Raw genomic sequence first — 16,150 nt, forward strand, 5'->3', positions numbered from 1 at the left:
GGAAGTGCCGTCCGACGGAAGAGGCGCCCCTGAACGCCGGGCGCCGCGGCGCCCAGGATCGAAGGCACCCGATCCGAAGGAGTTCCCGTGAAGACGCTGATCGTCCACGCCCACCCGGAGCCGAAGTCTCTCAACAGCTCGCTGAAGGACCTCGCGGTGTCCACGTTGGAGGCCGCCGGGCACGAAGTGCGGGTGAGCGATCTGTACGCGATGAACTGGAAGGCGGCCGTGGACGCCGCGGACTACGGATCCGACGCCTCGAGCCGGCTGAGGGTCGCCCTGGACTCGGGCCGGGCCTTCGAGGCCGGGACGCTCACCCCGGACGTCCTCGCCGAGCAGGACAAGCTGCTGTGGGCCGACACGATCATCTTCCAGTCCCCGCTGTGGTGGTACTCGATGCCCGCGATCCTCAGAAGCTGTCCCGCATCCTCGGGCGAGGTACCCCAGATGTGACGTGAGGTCCGCGCCAGTTGATCGGCATGGACCTCACCCCGCTCCATGTGTGCGCCGGGCGGTGCTGGGAGCGGATCGGCAGCTGGGTGTTCATCGTTCTCGGGGTTGGGCTGGTCGCCGCCGGGTGACGCCCGTTAGGACCGTGTCGCCCTGGCGCACGCGTCGTCGGAGGATTCGCCCCGGCCGACCGGCGCGCTGCGGTCGTACGGGTCGATCTCCGTGCCGGCCTTGTCCGCACGGCGGTCCGTGCCGAAGGGTGGGGTGAAGTAGCCCGTAGGGGCGCCGCAGCCGCCGTTGGTCATGTCGTACTTGTACGAGACGATCGAGAAGGTGCCCGGTTCAGTGATCACCTTGTCGGGGTTGTCCCAGCTCAGGACCAGCTCGCGCCGGACGATCGTGCGCACGATCTCGTCGCCGCCGCCCGCGTCCGCGCGGATTACCGGATAGACGAAGGTGACGTCGGCGGTCACCTGGAGCGCGCCGCGCTCGCCCTCCCGGTAGGTGAGCTGACCCCGGGTCTTCACGACATCGCCGACCAGGCGGGTGCGGGAGGGCTGGAAGCGGCTGAAGAGGAGGAGGGGGTCGTTCTTCTCGCTCGGAGTCAGGAAGGCGGTTTTCAGAAAGTCCTGGACGTCTTTCTGGTGCGGATTGATCAGCGCGATCGCCTTCTCGGGGCGCTCGCCTTGCAACACCCCGCGGTCCAGGCCGGACGCGACGAGGAAATCCCGGCTACTGACGAGGGCCCGCTCCACCTCGGCCGCGCTCATCCAGCCCACCGCCCCGGCCTTCGGCATGGCGATCCCCGCCGCTCCGCCCGCCCAGCTTGCCGCCGGCGAACCGCGAAACGGCTCGTCCACGGTGGGGCGCTGGGCTGCCTCCCCCGGGGTACCCGGGCCGGGCGCCGCCGATGACGGGGAGTCATCGCCGGCGAACAGGTCCACCACCCGACCCGGCGCGAGCGCCACCACCAGCAGCACCAGCGAGGCCAGCAGCCCGACCACATACCAGCCCGTACGCCTCCTGGGCCGCGCGGGCGTGTAGCTGCGCCAGCCCTCCAGACCGTGACCGGGCTCCGCGCGCAACCGCTCTGTCACGGCGCGGGCCCGCGCCGACGGCTCCTTGGGCGCGTCGGCGGCACCCGCCACCGACTCGCGCAGAAACCGCTCCCACTCCTCGTCGGACCTGGACGAACCGTCCGGCCCCGTACCCGCACCCATCTCCAGCCCCTGACAATCAGTAGTCCACGGCCCACTCCCCTGAGACGCGCCCGCATCATGACACAGAGCGCTGACAATGAGGCCAACTGGACGGATGGCGTGGCCGCGCCACAAACTGGCCGCCTGAAACGCACAGTCACAGTGACAGTCAGAAGCGGGACAGCTTCTCAACTTGTCGTTTAACCTTCTGCGGCAGTTCGTCGAGGTTTGGTGCCCTTGTTGTGGTGGGCAGGCCTGGCGTACGCCTCGCCTGTGGCAAGGACTCTGCCCACGTCATGACGGGTAGCCGGGCGACGGTTCTTCGAACCCGGTGGCCGGCCTGGCCCGGGCCGGGAGGGTTTCGGTGCACCGGCTGGTGAGCCGATCTTCGCGTGTAGGTTTCTGAACCCCCTGCGGACGCGGGCGGGTGTGAGTTTGCTCGGCTCGGTCGGCTTCTCCCAGGGCCGTCGCAGGTCGGTGGCCAGCGGGCGGGCGAGCCGGAGCTGGGCATAGGCGGCGATCACCAGCCAGGTCCACCGGTCGGCCGCCTCGGAGCTGCGAAGCCGGGGCCTGGTCCAGCCGAGCGTCTGCTTGAACAGGCGGAACATGTGCTCGATGTCGAAGCGGCGGAGGAGGGACTGCCAGCAGCGGTCGACGTCCGCCTCGGTGGCGCCGGCGCCTGACCACCACAGCCATACCGGCTTGTTCACCCCGCCGCTGGGCAGCTTCTCCACAGCCAGGCGGACGACGGTGCCTTCGATGACGGGCAGTGGGCCGTCGTGGTCGAGCCAGGCCGCCCGGCGGGTGAGCCGTGGGTGCAGTCGGTCCCACGCTTACGCGGTCGCCTTCCCATAGAGCCGGGTGTCCGTGGTCGTCACGGCCTGTTCGATGCCCCAGGTGCTGGGGTCGCCGAAGACGAACTCACCGCCGTGCTTGGGCGGCCGGCCGCCCTTGGGGTCGTAGACCCGCGGTGGTGTCGGCCGTCGCATCACACGGTCGGACCGGAGCCTGCCGAGGATCTGCACGGGCAGTCCATCCAGCAGATGGGCGATGCGGGGTGCGTCGTATCCGGCGTCCAGCACGACCAGGACCTCCGGGTCACCCGGTTTCCACTGGCCGGTGGCGACGAGCCGCTCGACCACCTCGCGGATCTGCTCCATGGTCACTGTGGCGACGTCGGCGCCGGGCTCCAGGCGGACCGCGTCCAGCACCGCCGTCCAGGACGTGCGGCCGGTCTCCAACGCGGCCACGACCGAGTACGGCCAGCCGGGCACCATCTGGTGCTTGCCTTCACCCCGGCCGAAGGTGTGACAAAAGGACCGATCCGCACAGGTGTTGGCGTCGGGCCGCAACCACGGCGAGACGTCGACGGCCGGCAGCAGCCGACCGTCCGCCGCCCTCGGCAGCGGCAACCCGGCCAGGGCACGACGCAGCCGGGCGACGTTGATCCGACCCTGGTTGAGCCCGCCGTGGAGGGCTCCGTGCCCGCGGCGGTGTTCGGGCGCGAGCGCGAGATCTACCAGTGACCGCACCGGCCCGTCCGTACACAGCACCGCATCGGCCAGATCGAACATCGCATCAGCCCGCGCGGTCATGGATGCCTACAACTCCGTCCGGAAGCGTGACACCTCCGCCAACGCATCTCGCGGGACGCCCCCATGCATAAAGCTCACGACCACGCCCTCGCGTCGCTGTTCCTGTACCTCTGCGACGGAGCACAGGATCAAGCGAAGCCCCGCCTCGCATCCGGTGAACTGTAGAAACACGGACAAGTTCGAACCGCGTTCGATCTTGGGTGCCCCCGAACAGCTACGCCTGAGGCCTGCGGCCGTCGCCTGTCTCCACGTCACTGAGCATGCCGTCTTGCACCCCCACGTGACTTGTCTCTGCGACTCGCAACGTAGCTCGGATCTCACCGGGCACCCCGAGGTCGTGACGCATGGCGTCTCCCATGGCGTGGATCAGTGGCCAGAGCGCCTGCTGCGCTTCCGCGGCCGATTGGAGCGTCTCGCCCGGTCGCGGGTTGCCCTGCTCCTGACGCTTCACCTGCCCATAGACACGGGTCAATGCCCCATTTACCTCCGAGGCCGCTGCGAGCACTGCACCGGGGGCGATCATGATGGCCTCGGACCAGCCATTTCGCTGAGCGTCCTTGGCCTCCTCCAGCGCCCGCACGTCTTCGTCTGCAACCGCACGATCCCGCATGACGTAGAGGTGCCGACTGAGGGCTGTAGCGAACTGCCGAGCATCTCGGTGCAGGTCGGTGTAGCTCCTACGGCGCAGCTCGCGATCCTCGCGCGCCTCCTGGATTGCGCGGCTCAGTTCCAGCTCGCGCTGCTTGGTCCGGTCGGCACCGCGCTGAGTAAGCAACGCTCCCCCGAGGGTTCCTGCAACCCCAACTATCGCGATCAGTGCCGCTCCCACGTCCATGAGCAGCACTCTAGAAGGAGGACGGTGCTCGGGAGGAGGCGGCGTTAAATAGCAAGCTCAAAGGCTGGATGGACCGGGTGTTCACCTACCGCTTCGCGTACGGCGTCGGCGAGCACAGTGACACCAAGTACGGAGAGCGCTTCGGCGAGGGCACCCTCGCGGGCAGGAAGGCCCTGCTGTCGGTGACCGTCGGCGGCCCGGAGTCGCATTACGCCGCGCGCGGGATCAACGGCCCCATCGACGACCTGCTGTTCCCGATCCACCACGGCATCCTCTACTACCCGGGCATCGAGGTGCTGCCGCCGTTCGTGCTGTACGGCACCGACCGGATGACCGACGAGAACTACGCGGACGCCGCCAAGGCCTGGGAGCAGCGCCTGCTGACCCTGGAGTCGACCGAGCCGATCGCGTTCCGGCGGCAGAACTTCGGCGACTACGAGATCCCCTCGCTGCACCTGAAGGAGGGACTGGAGCCCGCGGGCCGCACGGGTTTCGGACTGCACGTGCGCGGCTGACCGGAGCAGCCGAAGGCGGGCGCGCCGACCGGAGTTCAGTACCGCCGGCTTCGGCGTGCCGGCTTCCGTGCGGTCCACCCCCAACACGCCACTCCCCCAAGGCGATTGAGGTCCCTGTACGCCGGGTAGGGGCATCGCGCTGTGCGGAGCATGACAAGGAGCTGCCCGTTGCGCGAGATCACCGTTCCGCCACTCGTGACGGCGCCGCCCGTCGGAGGCCTCGCGGACTCCGTCTTCGACCGCGCCGCCGAGGAGCCCGAGGAGGCGGCGTTCGGGCGCAAGGGGCCGGACGGGGGCTGGCAGGACGTGACGGCGGCGGCGTTCCGGGACGAGGTCCTGGCCCTGGCCAAGGGGCTGCTCGCCGAGGGCGTGCGGTTCGGGGACCGGGTCGCGGTCATGTCCCGCACGCGCTACGAGTGGACGCTCTTCGACTTCGCGCTGTGGTCGATCGGCGCACAGCCCGTGCCGCTGTACCCGACGGCCTCCCCCGACCAGGTCCGCTGGATCCTGCGCGACGCGGGCGTGACGGCCTGCGTCGTGGAGCACGAGGACCACGCGATGACGGTCGGCTCGGTCATCGACCGGCTGCCGGAGCTGACGCGGCTGTGGCAGCTGGACGCCGGGGCGGTCGAGGAGCTGGCCGCCGCCGGGGCCCGGGTCGGCGACGACGTCGTCCAGCGGCACCGGATGGCCCTCACGCCCTCCACGCCGGCCACCGTCGTCTACACCTCCGGCACGACCGGCCGCCCCAAGGGCTGCGTGCTCACCCACGCCAATTTCATGGCCGAGGCCGACAACGTCGTCCGGCGCTACGCGCACGTCTTCCGCTCCCGCCCGGGCGACGAGGCGGCGACGCTGCTGTTCCTGCCGCTGGCCCATGTGTTCGGCCGGATGGTGCAGGTCGCGGCGGTGCGCGGGCGGGTCAAGCTCGGTCACCAGCCGCAGCTGACGAGCGCCGCCCTGCTGCCGGACCTGAGGGCCTTCCGGCCGACGTTCGTCCTCGCGGTCCCGTACGTCCTGGAGAAGATCTTCGCGCTGGCGCGGCGCGCGGCCGAGGCCGAGGGCCGGGCCGCGCCGTTCGAGCGGGCCGTGGACGTGGCGGTGCGCTACGCGGAGGCCGTGGAGCAGCGGGCGTTCGGCAGGGGCGCGGGGCCCGGGCCCGCGCTGCGGCTGCGGCACCAGGTCTTCGACCGGCTGGTCTACGCCAAGGTGCGGGAGGCGCTGGGCGGCCGGGTGCGGCACGCGATGTCGGGCGGCTCGGCCATGGACCGGCGGCTGGGGCTGTTCTTCGCGGGCGCGGGCGTGACCGTCCTGGAGGGCTACGGCCTGACGGAGACCACGGGCGCCGCGACCGCCAACCCGCCCGAGCGGCCCCGCTTCGGCTCGGTCGGGCAGCCCGTCCCGGGCACCACGGTGCGCATCGCCGGCGACGGCGAGGTCTGGCTGCGCGGCGGCCAGGTCTTCGCCGGCTATCTGGGCGACGCGCGGGCGACGGGCGCGGTGCTGCAGGAGGGCTGGTTCGCGACCGGTGACCTGGGGCGGCTGGACGAGGACGGCTACCTGTCCATCACCGGGCGGAAGAAGGAGATCCTGGTGACGTCGGGCGGCAAGAGCCTGTCGCCGGTGCTGCTGGAGGAGCGCGTACGGGCGCACCCGCTCGTGGCCCACTGCGTCGTCGTCGGCAACGACCGCCCGTACGTGGCCGCGCTCATCACGCTGGACGAGGAGGCGGTCGCGCACTGGCTGCACATGCGCGGCAGACCGGCGCCGGGAACGGGGCCCTGGGCCGGGGGCGGATCGGGGCTGCTGCAGGACGCGGAGCTCGTGCGCGACACCGACCTGGAGGCCGAGATCCGGCGGGCCGTGGTGGCGGCGAACGCCCTCGTCTCGCAGGCCGAGTCCATCCGCACGTTCCGGATCCTGAAAGCCCGGTTCACGGTGGAGGACGGGCTGCTGACGCCGTCGCTGAAGCTCCGGCGGAGGGCGATCGAGGTGGCGTACGCGCAGGAGGTGGACGCGCTGTACCGCGGACAGCGCCATGGGGCATGAGAGACGGACAGCCCCATGGAGCATGAGAGGCAACCGGGGCATTACGGGAATGCAGTGACGGCTGTGATCGTTGACGCTGGGAGTACGCACGTACGCACCCACCGGCGTGCGCACCTACGTACGCACCCACCTACGAACCGCGTCTCCGAACCGTAAGGATCGAGCACTCGTGAGCAAGGCACCTTCCGCCCCCTCCATCACGCTCAACAACGGCGTCGAGATGCCGCAGCTCGGCTTCGGCGTCTTCCAGGTCCCCGACGCCGAGGCGACGGCCGCCGTCGAGACGGCGCTGGCCGCCGGGTACCGCAGCATCGACACGGCGGCCGTGTACGAGAACGAGACCGGCACGGGCAAGGCCCTGACGGGCTCGGGCATCCCGCGCGACGAGCTCTTCGTGACCACGAAGCTGTGGAACAGCGCCTCGCAGGCCTGGACGCGCGACGCCGTCCTCCGCGAGTTCGACGCCTCCCTGGAGCGGCTCGGCCTCGACTACGTGGACCTGTACCTCATCCACTGGCCGCGCGCCGTCCGCGACGACTACCTCTCCATCTACCGCGCGTTCGAGGGGATCGCGGAGAGCGGCCGCGCGCGGGCGATCGGCGTCTCCAACTTCCAGCCCGCCCACCTGGAGCGGCTGCTGGCCGAGACGTCCGTCGTCCCGGCCGTCAACCAGATCGAGCTGCACCCGTTCCTGGCCCAGTCCGAGCTGCGCGCCTTCCACGCGCGCCACGGCATCACCACCGAGGCGTGGGCGCCGCTCGGCCAGGGCAAGGAGCTGCTGGGCGCCCCCGTGCTCGCGGGCATCGCGGAGAAGCACGGCCGCACTCCCGCGCAGGTCGTGCTGCGCTGGCACCTGCAGCTGGGCCACGTGGCCATCCCCAAGTCCGTGACGCCGTCGCGCATCCGCGAGAACTTCGACGTCTTCGGATTCACCCTCGACGACGAGGATATGGCGGCGATCGCCGCGCTCGACAGCGGCACGCGGCTGGGCCCGGACCCGGACGAGTTCGACTTCAACTGAGTCCGCTGCTTCGACCGAGCCCGCTGCTTCAACCAGGTCCGCCGCGCGGGGACCGGGGCTCCGAAGCGCCGTGCCGCCTCTATAGAGTCGCACGCATGTTCTTCTCGCCCTGGACCCCGCCGACCCCCATCGAACAGCAGCTGCAGGCGGCGACGGCGCGCGGGGACTGGGACGGACAGATCGGCGCCGTCGCGGCGGCCGAGCTGTACGTCGCCGTGGCCAGGGTGGAGGCCGACGGCCTGGTGCCGCCCGCGCCGCTCGCCCCGTACCGCGACCCGGTCTCGGGCAAGCGCTGCCTCCCGGTCCTGACGCGCGGCGCGCTGCCGCCCTGGCAGCCCGACTGGGTCTTCCAGCGCACCACGCTGGACGCACTGGCACTGGAGTGGCCGCACGACAAGTGGCATCTCGCGGTCAACCCGGGGCAGCCGGCCGCGGCCGTCCTCCCGGCCACCACGCTGGACCGCGCCGCCTGGCTGGAGGTCTACGCCGAGACGCCGCCGCCCGCGCCCGGCCGGCTGCTGTCCCTGTACACGGGCCCCCTGCACGGCCCGCTCGCCCACGGCCTGGCCTGCGGCGCCCCGCTGTCCGTGCGCGACGGCGTGCCCTGGAACGAGCTCGGCACCGTCTACCGGGACTACGACGAGGACCGCGCCGTCCTGCGCGACACGTGGGGCGTGGCCGACCCCGCCGGCTGGTGGCACCTGACGGAGCGGCTGCTGGCGGGGGCCGGCGCCGGGCGCGACGCGGAGTTCGCGCTGCGCGCCCGCGAGGGGCTCGCCGAGCACGCCGGTTCCGCCGATTCTCCTGATTCCGCTGACTCTGCTGATTCCGCTGACTCTGCTGATTCCGCCGGCGTCTCCCCGACGACCGAGGAGTGGCGTCAGGCCGTCACCCAGGTCCTCGTGCACCGGGCCGCGCCCGAGGCCGAGGTCCGGGCGATGGACGCCGCCGTCACCCGTATCACCGAGGCGGAGGAGCGGCTGCGGGGCGAGGGCGAGGCGGTGCTGCGGCCCGGGCAGCGCGTCGCCTCGGCCGCGGCCTACGACCTGGCGGGCGCCGTGGCCGTCGCCCGGCTCGGCCTCGCCGCGCGGCTGTGCGGCCCGGCCGACGCGGAACGGGTCATCCTGACCGCCGGAGAGGCCACCCGCAGGACGTACGGGTCGTGGCCCGCGTTCGCCGCCGGGTTCCTGCTGGGGCGGGAGCTGCGGCCGGGCGGGGCGGGCGACCCGCGCACTGCGGTGCACGGCGCCCCGGGGCAGCCGGGGTTGCCCGGGTACCCCGGCGGTCCCGGCCACTCGGGCGGCCCGGGTAGCCCGGGCGGCGCAAACCACCCGGGCGGCCCGGGCCACCCGTACGGCTCGGACCACGCAGTTCCCAGCCATTACGGCGTCGGCAACGCCGACGGACCCGGCGGCCCCGGCAGCCTCGCCGGCCCCGGCGACGAAGCGCTCCTCGCCCACCGCGTCCTCACCGCCGACCCCGCGAGCCCCTGGCTCAACATCCCCTGGTCGTGACGGCCCCGCCGCCCGCGCCCCGCCCGGGCCCGGGCGCACAATCGCGGAATGGGCGTACCCGACGGCGTGTCCGTCGTCCTCTTCACCTCCGACCTGCGGCTGCACGACAACCCGGTGCTCGCCGCGGCCCTGCGGAGCGCGCCGCGCGTCGTGCCGCTGTTCGTCGTGGACCCGGGCATCGCCGCCGCGGGCTTCGCCGTGCCCAACCGCGCCGCGTTCCTGGCGGACTGCCTCGCCGCGCTCGACGACGGGCTGCGGGCCCGTGGCGGGGCCCTCGTCGTCCGCCGGGGCGACGTGGTGGCGGAGACCTGCCGGGTGGCCGCCGGGACGGGCGCGGGCGAGGTGCACGTCGCCGCGGGCGTGAGCGGGTACGCGCTGCGCCGCGAGGAGCGGCTGCGGAGCGCGCTGGCGGCGGACGGCCGGCGGCTGCGGGTGCACGACGCGGTCGTCACGGCCGTGCCGCCCGGCGCCGTCCTGCCCGCCGGCAAGGACCACTACGCGGTGTTCACCCCGTACTTCCGCCGCTGGTCCGCCGAGTCCCTGCGGCCGGTGCTGCCGCCGCCGCGCGCGGTCCTGCTGCCCGAGGTGCGCACGGAGCCGCTGCCTTCGGCGTCGTCCCTGGCCCGGGGCGCGGCCTCGCCCGCGCTGCCGCGGGGCGGCGAGGCCGAGGGCCGCCGCCGGCTGGCGGCCTGGCGGCGCGGCGGGCTCGCGCGCTACGCCGAGCGCCACGACGACCTGGCGGGGGACGCGACGTCGCGGCTCTCCCCGTACCTCCACTTCGGCTGTCTGTCGCCGGTGGAGCTGGCCGCCGTCGCCCGGGAGCGGGCCGGCGGGGGCTGTGCGGGCGCCGAGGCGTACGCACGGCAGCTGGCGTGGCGGGATTTCCACCACCAGATGCTGGCCGCCCGGCCGGACGCGGCCCGGCGCGACTACCGCACCCGGGGCGACCGGTGGCGCGAGGCGCCCGGCGAGTTCGACGCGTGGCGGGCGGGCCGCACGGGCTATCCGGTGGTCGACGCGGCGATGCGGCAGCTCGCGCACGAGGGCTGGATGCACAACCGGGCCCGGCTGATCGCCGCGAGCTTCCTGGCGAAGACCCTGTACCTCGGCTGGCGGGCCGGGGCCCGGCACTTCCTGGACCTGCTCGTGGACGGCGACGTGGCCGACAACCAGCTCAACTGGCAGTGGGTGGCGGGCACCGGCAGCGACACCCGCCCCCACCGGGTCCTCAACCCCCTGGCGCAGGCCGACCGCTACGACCCGGACGGCGTGTACGTGCGCCGCTGGGTCCCCGAACTGGCCGGCGTGCCCGGCCGGGCCGTCCACCGGCCGTGGCTGCTGCCGGACCGGGAGCGGGCGCGCTGCGGCTACCCCGGGCCGGTGGTCTCCCTGGAGGAGGGCCTGGCCCGGTTCCGGCGGGCGCGCGGGCTCGCCTGAAGGCCTGAGCGGGGGGGGCTAGCGGGCGCCGTGTCCCGCCGCGACGGCCTCGATGCGGCGAGCCAGCCCGACGTCCAGGCCGGTGACCTTGCCGCCCACGCTGTGGGTGTTCACGCTGACCGACACGGTGTTGTAGCCCAGGGTCACGTCCGAGTGGTGATCCAGCTCCTCCTGGATCTGCGCGATGTGGATCACCATGGCGGCCGCCTGGAAGTGCCCGTCGAAGCGGTACGTGCGGCTGATGCGGACGCCGTCCGTGGTCCAGCCGGGCAGCTCCTGGAGGCGCTCCTCGACGTCCTTCTGGGAGAGCGGTTCGACGGCCATGACTGTCCCCTCATGAGTCTTCGTGCCCGTGATGGTTGCCCGGGGTAGGTGCCCGCGCCGGGTGCCGGTGACTCAAGCGTCCCACGGGGCGGGGGTGCTTTCGCGCCAATGTGCGGTACGGGGCTCCGCGCGCCGGACAAGTGCTACCGGGACGTAGGTGCCGCTCCTATGCTCCTGCGCCGAACGTGTACACGTCACCGACGCCAGGGGGCCGGGCATGGACGGTACGGGCAGCACGCGCAGGGAATTCATCGGCGGGGCGGCGGCCGTCGCCGCGACGGCGGGCACGGCGGCGCTCGGCGGACCGGCCGCGGCAGCGGCCCCCCGCGCCAGACCCTCCGCGGCGGGCGGTGCCGGCAGATCCGGTGCGCAGACCGTCGCCGTCCTCGGCGGCGGCGTCGCGGGGCTCACCGCCGCCCACGAACTCGCCGAGCGCGGCTTCCGGGTGACGGTGTACGAGAAGAAGGCGCCCGGCGGCAAGGCCCGCAGCATGGACGTCCCCGGCAGCGCACGGGGCGGCCGCAAGCCGCTGCCCGGCGAACACGGGTTCCGCTTCATCCCCGGCTTCTACCGCAACCTCCCGGACACGCTGCGGCGCATACCCTTCCCCGGCAACCCCAACGGCTGCCATGACAATCTCGTCGCGTCGACCGAGGTGATGCTGGCCCGGATCGGCCACGAGGACATCCGGCTGCCGTTCAGCACGGTCGGCAAACCGCCGCCGCTGCTCACCCCGGACGCCCTGCGCCGCGCGCTGACCGGCTTCCTCGACGCGTTCGGCAACATCCCGGTCCACGAGACCGCCTACTTCGTGAGCCGGCTGCTCGTCTGGCTCACCAGCTGCGACGCGCGGCGCACCGGGGCCTGGGAGCGCACGCCCTGGTGGGAGTTCATCCGCGCCGCGAAGATGTCGCCGAACTACCAGCGGCTGCTGGCCATCGGCATCACCCGCAACATCGTGGCCACCAAGGCCGAGGTGGCCAGCACCAAGACGGTGTCGACCTGCATCGAGGCGTTCCTCTTCAACGCTCTGGGGCGGGGCGCGGACGGCGCACCGGACCGGGTGCTCGACGCGCCCACCAACGAGGCGTGGATCGACCCGTGGGTCGCGCACCTGCGCTCCCTGGGCGTCACCTTCGAGATCGGCTCGGCCGTACGGGACCTGCGCATCGCCGGCGGCCGGATCACCGAGGCGGTGCTGCAGGACCCGTCCGGCGCCAAACGGTCCGTGACCGCCGACCACTTCGTCTCGGCGATGCCCGTCGAGCACGCCCGTACGACCTGGAACGCGCAGGTGCGGGCCGCCGACCCGCAGCTGGCGCGCTGCGACAAGCTGCAGACGGACTGGATGACGGGCATCCAGTTCTATCTGACGGAGCCGACGCCCATCCTCCACGGGCACGTCAACCACATCGACTCCCCCTGGTCGATCACCTGCGTGGGGCAGGCCCAGTACTGGTCGAAGCGCGACTTCCGGGCCGACTACGGGGACGGCGCGGCGGCGGACTGCCTGTCCGTGGACGTCTCCGAGTGGGACAAGCCCGGCATCCTCTACGGCAAGACCGCCAAGCAGTGCACGCGCGAGGAGGTCGCGCGCGAGGTGTGGGCGCAGATGAAGGCCGGGCTCAACGACACCGGGCGCACGGTGCTGAGCGACGCGAAGATCCACTCGTGGTTCCTGGACCCGGCCGTGGAGATCGGCGGGCCCCGCCCCGTCAACGACGAACAGCTCCTCATCCACCCCACCGGCACCTGGTACAACCGCCCTTCGGCGCGGACGGCGATCCCCAACCTCTTCCTGTGCGGCGACTACGTGGCCACCGACATCGACCTCGCCACCATGGAGGGCGCCAACGCGGCGGCGCGGGCGGCGGTCAACGCCCTGCTGGACGAGACGGGTTCGCGGGCCGGACGGTGCACGGTCACCCCGCTCTACCGCGCCCCGGAGCTGGAGCTGCCGAAGGCCGACGACGCGGTCCGCTACCGGCTGGGGCTGCCCAACGCCTTCGACCTGGGGTGAGGTGGGCGCCCCGGGGGCGGCGCGCTACGGTCGGATCATGACGACTGTCGTGGACGCCCCCGGGGTGGGCCCGCTGCTGAGGCAGTGGCGGGAGAGGCGCCGGATCAGCCAGCTGGAGCTCGCGCTGCGCGCCGACTCCTCCGCCCGGCACATCAGCTTCATCGAAACGGGCCGCTCCCGGCCCAGCCAGGAAATGGTCCTGCGCCTCGCGGACCACCTCGACGTGCCCGTCCGGGAGCGCAACGCCCTGCTGCTCGCCGCGGGTTACGCCCCCGCGTATCCGGAGCGGCCGCTGGACGACCCCGCGCTGGGCGGGCTGCGCGAGGGCCTGGAGCGGCTGCTGACGTCCTACGAGCCGTTCCCCGCGCTCGTCGTCGACGGCACGTACGAGGTGCGGGCCGCCAACCGGGGCGTCGCGATGCTCATGGAGGGCGTCGCCCCCTCCCTGCTCGTCCCGCCGCTGAACGCCATGCGGCTCACCATGCACCCCGCGGGCCTGGCGCCCCGCATCCGCAACTACCGCGAGTGGCGGGGCCACCTGCTGCACCAGATGGAACGCCAGCTGGCCCTGATGCGGTCCGCTCCGCTCCGCGCCCTCTACGACGAGGTCAGCGCGTACCCGCTCCCGGACACCGGCGGCGGGGAACAGGCCCGGCGGGAGGGCGGCGACGTCCCCTTCGCCCTCCCCATGGTCATCGACCACGCGGGCCACACCCTCTCCTTCGTCTCGACCATCGCGACGTTCAACACCCCGATGGACGTGACGGTCTCGGAACTGGCGGTCGAAACGCTCCTGCCGGCCGATCCCGAGACCGCGCGGCTGCTGGGCACCCTCATGCGGTAGGCATACGGTCCAGGAACCCCGTCACGGTCCGGATCCGGCCGTCCCCGTCCAGCGTGATCACATCGGAACCGGCCACGGGCGCGGACCCGTCGGCGAGGGACACCAGCTCCCACTGGAACCGCGCCACGTCGTGGTGCCCCTCCACGGCGCCGGTCCGCCGGAACTCGAACCCGGGGAACCGCTCCTGCGCCCCGGCGATGACGGCAGCGACCCCCTCGTGCCCGCGCACGTCGGCCAGAGGGTCGGTGTAGGACCCGCCCTCGGCCCAGGCGGCGGCTACGGCCTCGGCCACGGCCTCCGCACCGACGGCGTTCCAGGCGGCGAAGTAGCGTGCGACGGCGGTCTCGTACGACGACATGGCGAACTCCCTGGGCAGGCATCAAAAGGACGGTTCACGCCCCCGGGCCGGAGTGCGCCGGCCCGGGGTGGCGCTTGCCTTCACGATGCCGGGTGAGGCAGGGGAAGCGCGATTACCCGCGAGGTAATGCGGTCGGACGCCGAGCAAGAACCCTGCGCGGACGAGTGTTCACCGCTTTGCGTACTCCACGACACATGCCGCCGCGAGGGCCGTCCCGAGGACCCCCGCTCCCGCCAGGGCCAGAATCTGCAGAGCCCCGGCTCCGTCCATCAATCCCCTGACACTGCCTGCGAATCCGCCGACCGCGACGCATATGCCCAGGACCAGCAGGCGGTGGTCGAGGAAGCCTCTGGCCCAGCCCCAGGAGGAACGGCTGCGCTGCTTGGGTCCGGGCGCGCTGTTCGCGTGCATGATCGGGGCCCTTCCTAACTCGGTTACATGACGGGCTGTTTCCCGCTGGGCGACCGGCTTCCGCCTCCGTACTCCACCCGGTTGAGCTCCTTGGGAGCCAACACCTTGGTGTCGCCCGGCAGCTTGCCCCCGCCAGGTGGCGTGCAGTAGAAATCCACTCCGGTGGCCACAAGCGAAGCGGGCAACCCGAACACCTTGCCACCGAACTTCCCGATTTTGTTCACGGTCGTGGGCTTACGGTGGCTACCGCCACCGCCGAACTTCTCAAATCGGTTACTCACCTGCCCAGCGACGTACGAAGGAGTGCCGCCTTCCAAGTAGTACCAGAACTTGTCACTGTCTCCATGCAATCCGTAGAACGCGGCGTTTGACCACGAGCGATAACTCAGGAATTCGGCCGCAGGCTGCACGGGGCTGCAGCCCCAACTGGCAGGCCGCACATATTCGGAATCCTCTTCCTCCTTCGGCGTCTGCTCACGCCGGGCGTCGTCCAGGGATTTGTAGGTCTCGTGGCCGAAATCGTGCCGGTCACCTCCGTGACTCTTCTGGAGCGCTCGGGTGACGCCGGCGTCCACCTCCTGGACCTCGGCTATCATCGAGTTGATGTAACTTTCCTGGAACGCCTTCCATTCTTCATCTTCTTTACTGGGCGGATCCACGGTGCACTGAGCCCACTCACACTTGACCAGGCCGTCAGATCTTTCCCGGACGAGGATCGCCTTGTCCTGGGCCACGTTGACAGCCGCCTTGATGTTTGACTTCAGTTCGGTGAAGTCGGTGTGCGCTTGATCGAGAACGACCCAGAGGCTTTGCGCCTCGATGTGCGCGTCCTGGAATTCCTTGGCCGTCTTACGGACGAATTCCTTGGTCACGTCGGCATTCACACCGGCCCAGCGGGCCGCATCGGCCTTCTGCAGAAGGCCGCCGTACGCGTCCTTCGCGAGCCTTTCCAACTCGGTCACCATGGCCTTCCAGTCGGTGACCGCCTTGCCGAGACTGTCGAGGGAGACCTCCATGATGTTGCTGTAGGTCAGCTTGGCCATGCCCACCCCTTACGTGAAGTACTTCTCGATCTCGGAGACTGCCGCGGCGCGCTTGGCCTCGATCAGGTCAGCTGCGATCTCGGCGTCGTCCCGGGCATGCGCCGCCTTGGAGTAGTCAAGGTGGTTGGAGATATGAGCGCACGCCTGCAGAACCGTCTTGAGCTGGGAGCCCCACACCTCGACTGCCGTGTTGATCGCACCTGCCGTGGCGAAGTTCTCCCTCTTCAACTCCGTCACCGCGTTGGCGGTGTTGCCTTCCCCGCTCTTGGCCCCACGCGTGACGTCCCCGGCCTTGCGCAGGCCCTCATGGAGGAGGTACGCCTCGTGCCCGACGGCTCCCAAGTCATCCGCGTGCACGACCAGACCAGCCGCCCCGCCACTTCCCGAGCCGGCCGAAGCGCCTGCGAGGCGTGTACTGGCATCGGTTTTATGCTGAGCCCATTCCTTCTCGAATGACACGTTCCCGCTCTCCCGCCCGAGCCCCCGTGGTCAACAGCGGTCGATGACCGCGAACTCCCGATGCTAGCCAGGGATT

At 71.6% G+C, this 16,150-nt stretch carries 13 protein-coding genes and 3 pseudogenes; 8 read left to right on the plus strand and 8 right to left on the minus strand.

Features of this window, described 5'->3' with window-relative positions:
• Positions 1–87: 87 nt before the first annotated feature.
• Positions 88–414 (plus strand): annotated as a pseudogene (locus tag ACOTKD_RS19645) (NAD(P)H-dependent oxidoreductase); the annotation flags it as partial.
• A 173-nt stretch (positions 415–587) separates the two neighbouring features.
• On the opposite strand, the gene ACOTKD_RS19650 reads toward ACOTKD_RS19645, so the two are convergent.
• The 3 genes and pseudogenes from ACOTKD_RS19650 to ACOTKD_RS19660 all read right to left on the minus strand — a co-directional run bounded on the left by ACOTKD_RS19650 (position 588) and on the right by ACOTKD_RS19660 (position 4,079).
• Positions 588–1,670, minus strand: a complete 1,083-nt coding sequence (locus tag ACOTKD_RS19650; RefSeq protein WP_424890273.1) for a hypothetical protein — start codon at positions 1,668–1,670, stop codon at positions 588–590.
• A gap of 179 nt (positions 1,671–1,849) precedes the next feature.
• Positions 1,850–3,244: pseudogene (locus ACOTKD_RS19655) on the minus strand (NF041680 family putative transposase).
• A gap of 214 nt (positions 3,245–3,458) precedes the next feature.
• Positions 3,459–4,079, minus strand: a complete 621-nt coding sequence (locus ACOTKD_RS19660; protein ID WP_424890274.1) for a hypothetical protein — start codon at positions 4,077–4,079, stop codon at positions 3,459–3,461.
• A gap of 56 nt (positions 4,080–4,135) precedes the next feature.
• On the opposite strand from ACOTKD_RS19660, the pseudogene ACOTKD_RS19665 reads away from it, so the two are divergent.
• The 5 genes and pseudogenes from ACOTKD_RS19665 to ACOTKD_RS19685 form a co-directional block, all read left to right on the plus strand.
• A pseudogene (locus ACOTKD_RS19665) lies at positions 4,136–4,594 on the plus strand (NAD(P)H-dependent oxidoreductase); the annotation flags it as partial.
• A gap of 168 nt (positions 4,595–4,762) precedes the next feature.
• Complete coding sequence (locus ACOTKD_RS19670; protein ID WP_424890275.1) at positions 4,763–6,643, plus strand: AMP-dependent synthetase/ligase; 1,881 nt, start codon at positions 4,763–4,765, stop codon at positions 6,641–6,643.
• Positions 6,644–6,863: 220 nt separating this feature from the next.
• Positions 6,864–7,664, plus strand: coding sequence for an aldo/keto reductase (locus ACOTKD_RS19675; protein ID WP_424890495.1), 801 nt, complete (start codon positions 6,864–6,866; stop codon positions 7,662–7,664).
• Between the two features lie 95 nt (positions 7,665–7,759).
• On the plus strand, positions 7,760–9,178 hold the full coding sequence (locus ACOTKD_RS19680) for a DUF1266 domain-containing protein (RefSeq protein ID WP_424890276.1): 1,419 nt from the start codon (positions 7,760–7,762) through the stop codon (positions 9,176–9,178).
• 48 nt (positions 9,179–9,226) lie between these two features.
• The gene (locus ACOTKD_RS19685) at positions 9,227–10,615 is read left to right on the plus strand and encodes a cryptochrome/photolyase family protein (protein ID WP_424890277.1); all 1,389 of its coding nucleotides are present in this window, start codon (positions 9,227–9,229) and stop codon (positions 10,613–10,615) included.
• Between the two features lie 18 nt (positions 10,616–10,633).
• Here ACOTKD_RS19685 and ACOTKD_RS19690 read toward each other — a convergent pair whose 3' ends face one another.
• On the minus strand, positions 10,634–10,939 hold the full coding sequence (locus tag ACOTKD_RS19690; protein ID WP_235483843.1) for a 4a-hydroxytetrahydrobiopterin dehydratase: 306 nt from the start codon (positions 10,937–10,939) through the stop codon (positions 10,634–10,636).
• Positions 10,940–11,156: 217 nt separating this feature from the next.
• Between ACOTKD_RS19690 and ACOTKD_RS19695 the strand changes: the two genes are divergently transcribed.
• Both ACOTKD_RS19695 and ACOTKD_RS19700 read left to right on the plus strand, forming a co-directional pair.
• Positions 11,157–12,959 (plus strand): hydroxysqualene dehydroxylase, encoded by a 1,803-nt coding sequence (locus tag ACOTKD_RS19695; RefSeq protein ID WP_424890278.1) that lies wholly within the window; start codon positions 11,157–11,159, stop codon positions 12,957–12,959.
• Positions 12,960–12,996: 37 nt separating this feature from the next.
• On the plus strand, positions 12,997–13,803 hold the full coding sequence (locus tag ACOTKD_RS19700; RefSeq protein ID WP_424890279.1) for a helix-turn-helix domain-containing protein: 807 nt from the start codon (positions 12,997–12,999) through the stop codon (positions 13,801–13,803).
• Here ACOTKD_RS19700 and ACOTKD_RS19705 read toward each other — a convergent pair.
• The 4 genes from ACOTKD_RS19705 to ACOTKD_RS19720 form a co-directional block, all read right to left on the minus strand.
• Positions 13,793–14,161, minus strand: coding sequence for a nuclear transport factor 2 family protein (locus ACOTKD_RS19705; RefSeq protein ID WP_424890280.1), 369 nt, complete (start codon positions 14,159–14,161; stop codon positions 13,793–13,795). The genes ACOTKD_RS19700 and ACOTKD_RS19705 overlap by 11 nt on opposite strands.
• Before the next feature lie 168 nt (positions 14,162–14,329).
• Positions 14,330–14,572, minus strand: coding sequence for a hypothetical protein (locus tag ACOTKD_RS19710; protein WP_424890281.1), 243 nt, complete (start codon positions 14,570–14,572; stop codon positions 14,330–14,332).
• 23 nt (positions 14,573–14,595) lie between these two features.
• Positions 14,596–15,615, minus strand: a complete 1,020-nt coding sequence (locus ACOTKD_RS19715; RefSeq protein ID WP_424890282.1) for a hypothetical protein — start codon at positions 15,613–15,615, stop codon at positions 14,596–14,598.
• A gap of 9 nt (positions 15,616–15,624) precedes the next feature.
• On the minus strand, positions 15,625–16,074 hold the full coding sequence (locus ACOTKD_RS19720) for a hypothetical protein (RefSeq protein ID WP_424890283.1): 450 nt from the start codon (positions 16,072–16,074) through the stop codon (positions 15,625–15,627).
• Positions 16,075–16,150: the final 76 nt, after the last annotated feature.

The sequence above is a fragment of the Streptomyces sp. XH2 genome (genome assembly GCF_049725035.1).
Taxonomy (GTDB): Bacteria; Actinomycetota; Actinomycetes; order Streptomycetales; family Streptomycetaceae; genus Streptomyces; species Streptomyces roseoverticillatus.

Excerpts from the sequence above, each read along its gene's own strand:
- ACOTKD_RS19650 (WP_424890273.1), bottom strand. The coding sequence starts at position 1,670 with ATGGGTGCGGGTACGGGGCCGGACGGTTCGTCCAGGTCCGACGAGGAG.
- ACOTKD_RS19660 (WP_424890274.1), bottom strand. The coding sequence starts at position 4,079 with ATGGACGTGGGAGCGGCACTGATCGCGATAGTTGGGGTTGCAGGAACC.
- ACOTKD_RS19675 (WP_424890495.1), top strand. The coding sequence starts at position 6,864 with ATGCCGCAGCTCGGCTTCGGCGTCTTCCAGGTCCCCGACGCCGAGGCG.
- ACOTKD_RS19680 (WP_424890276.1), top strand. The coding sequence starts at position 7,760 with ATGTTCTTCTCGCCCTGGACCCCGCCGACCCCCATCGAACAGCAGCTG.
- ACOTKD_RS19685 (WP_424890277.1), top strand. The coding sequence starts at position 9,227 with ATGGGCGTACCCGACGGCGTGTCCGTCGTCCTCTTCACCTCCGACCTG.
- ACOTKD_RS19690 (WP_235483843.1), bottom strand. The coding sequence starts at position 10,939 with ATGGCCGTCGAACCGCTCTCCCAGAAGGACGTCGAGGAGCGCCTCCAG.
- ACOTKD_RS19695 (WP_424890278.1), top strand. The coding sequence starts at position 11,157 with ATGGACGGTACGGGCAGCACGCGCAGGGAATTCATCGGCGGGGCGGCG.
- ACOTKD_RS19700 (WP_424890279.1), top strand. The coding sequence starts at position 12,997 with ATGACGACTGTCGTGGACGCCCCCGGGGTGGGCCCGCTGCTGAGGCAG.
- ACOTKD_RS19705 (WP_424890280.1), bottom strand. The coding sequence starts at position 14,161 with ATGTCGTCGTACGAGACCGCCGTCGCACGCTACTTCGCCGCCTGGAAC.
- ACOTKD_RS19710 (WP_424890281.1), bottom strand. The coding sequence starts at position 14,572 with ATGCACGCGAACAGCGCGCCCGGACCCAAGCAGCGCAGCCGTTCCTCC.
- ACOTKD_RS19715 (WP_424890282.1), bottom strand. The coding sequence starts at position 15,615 with ATGGCCAAGCTGACCTACAGCAACATCATGGAGGTCTCCCTCGACAGT.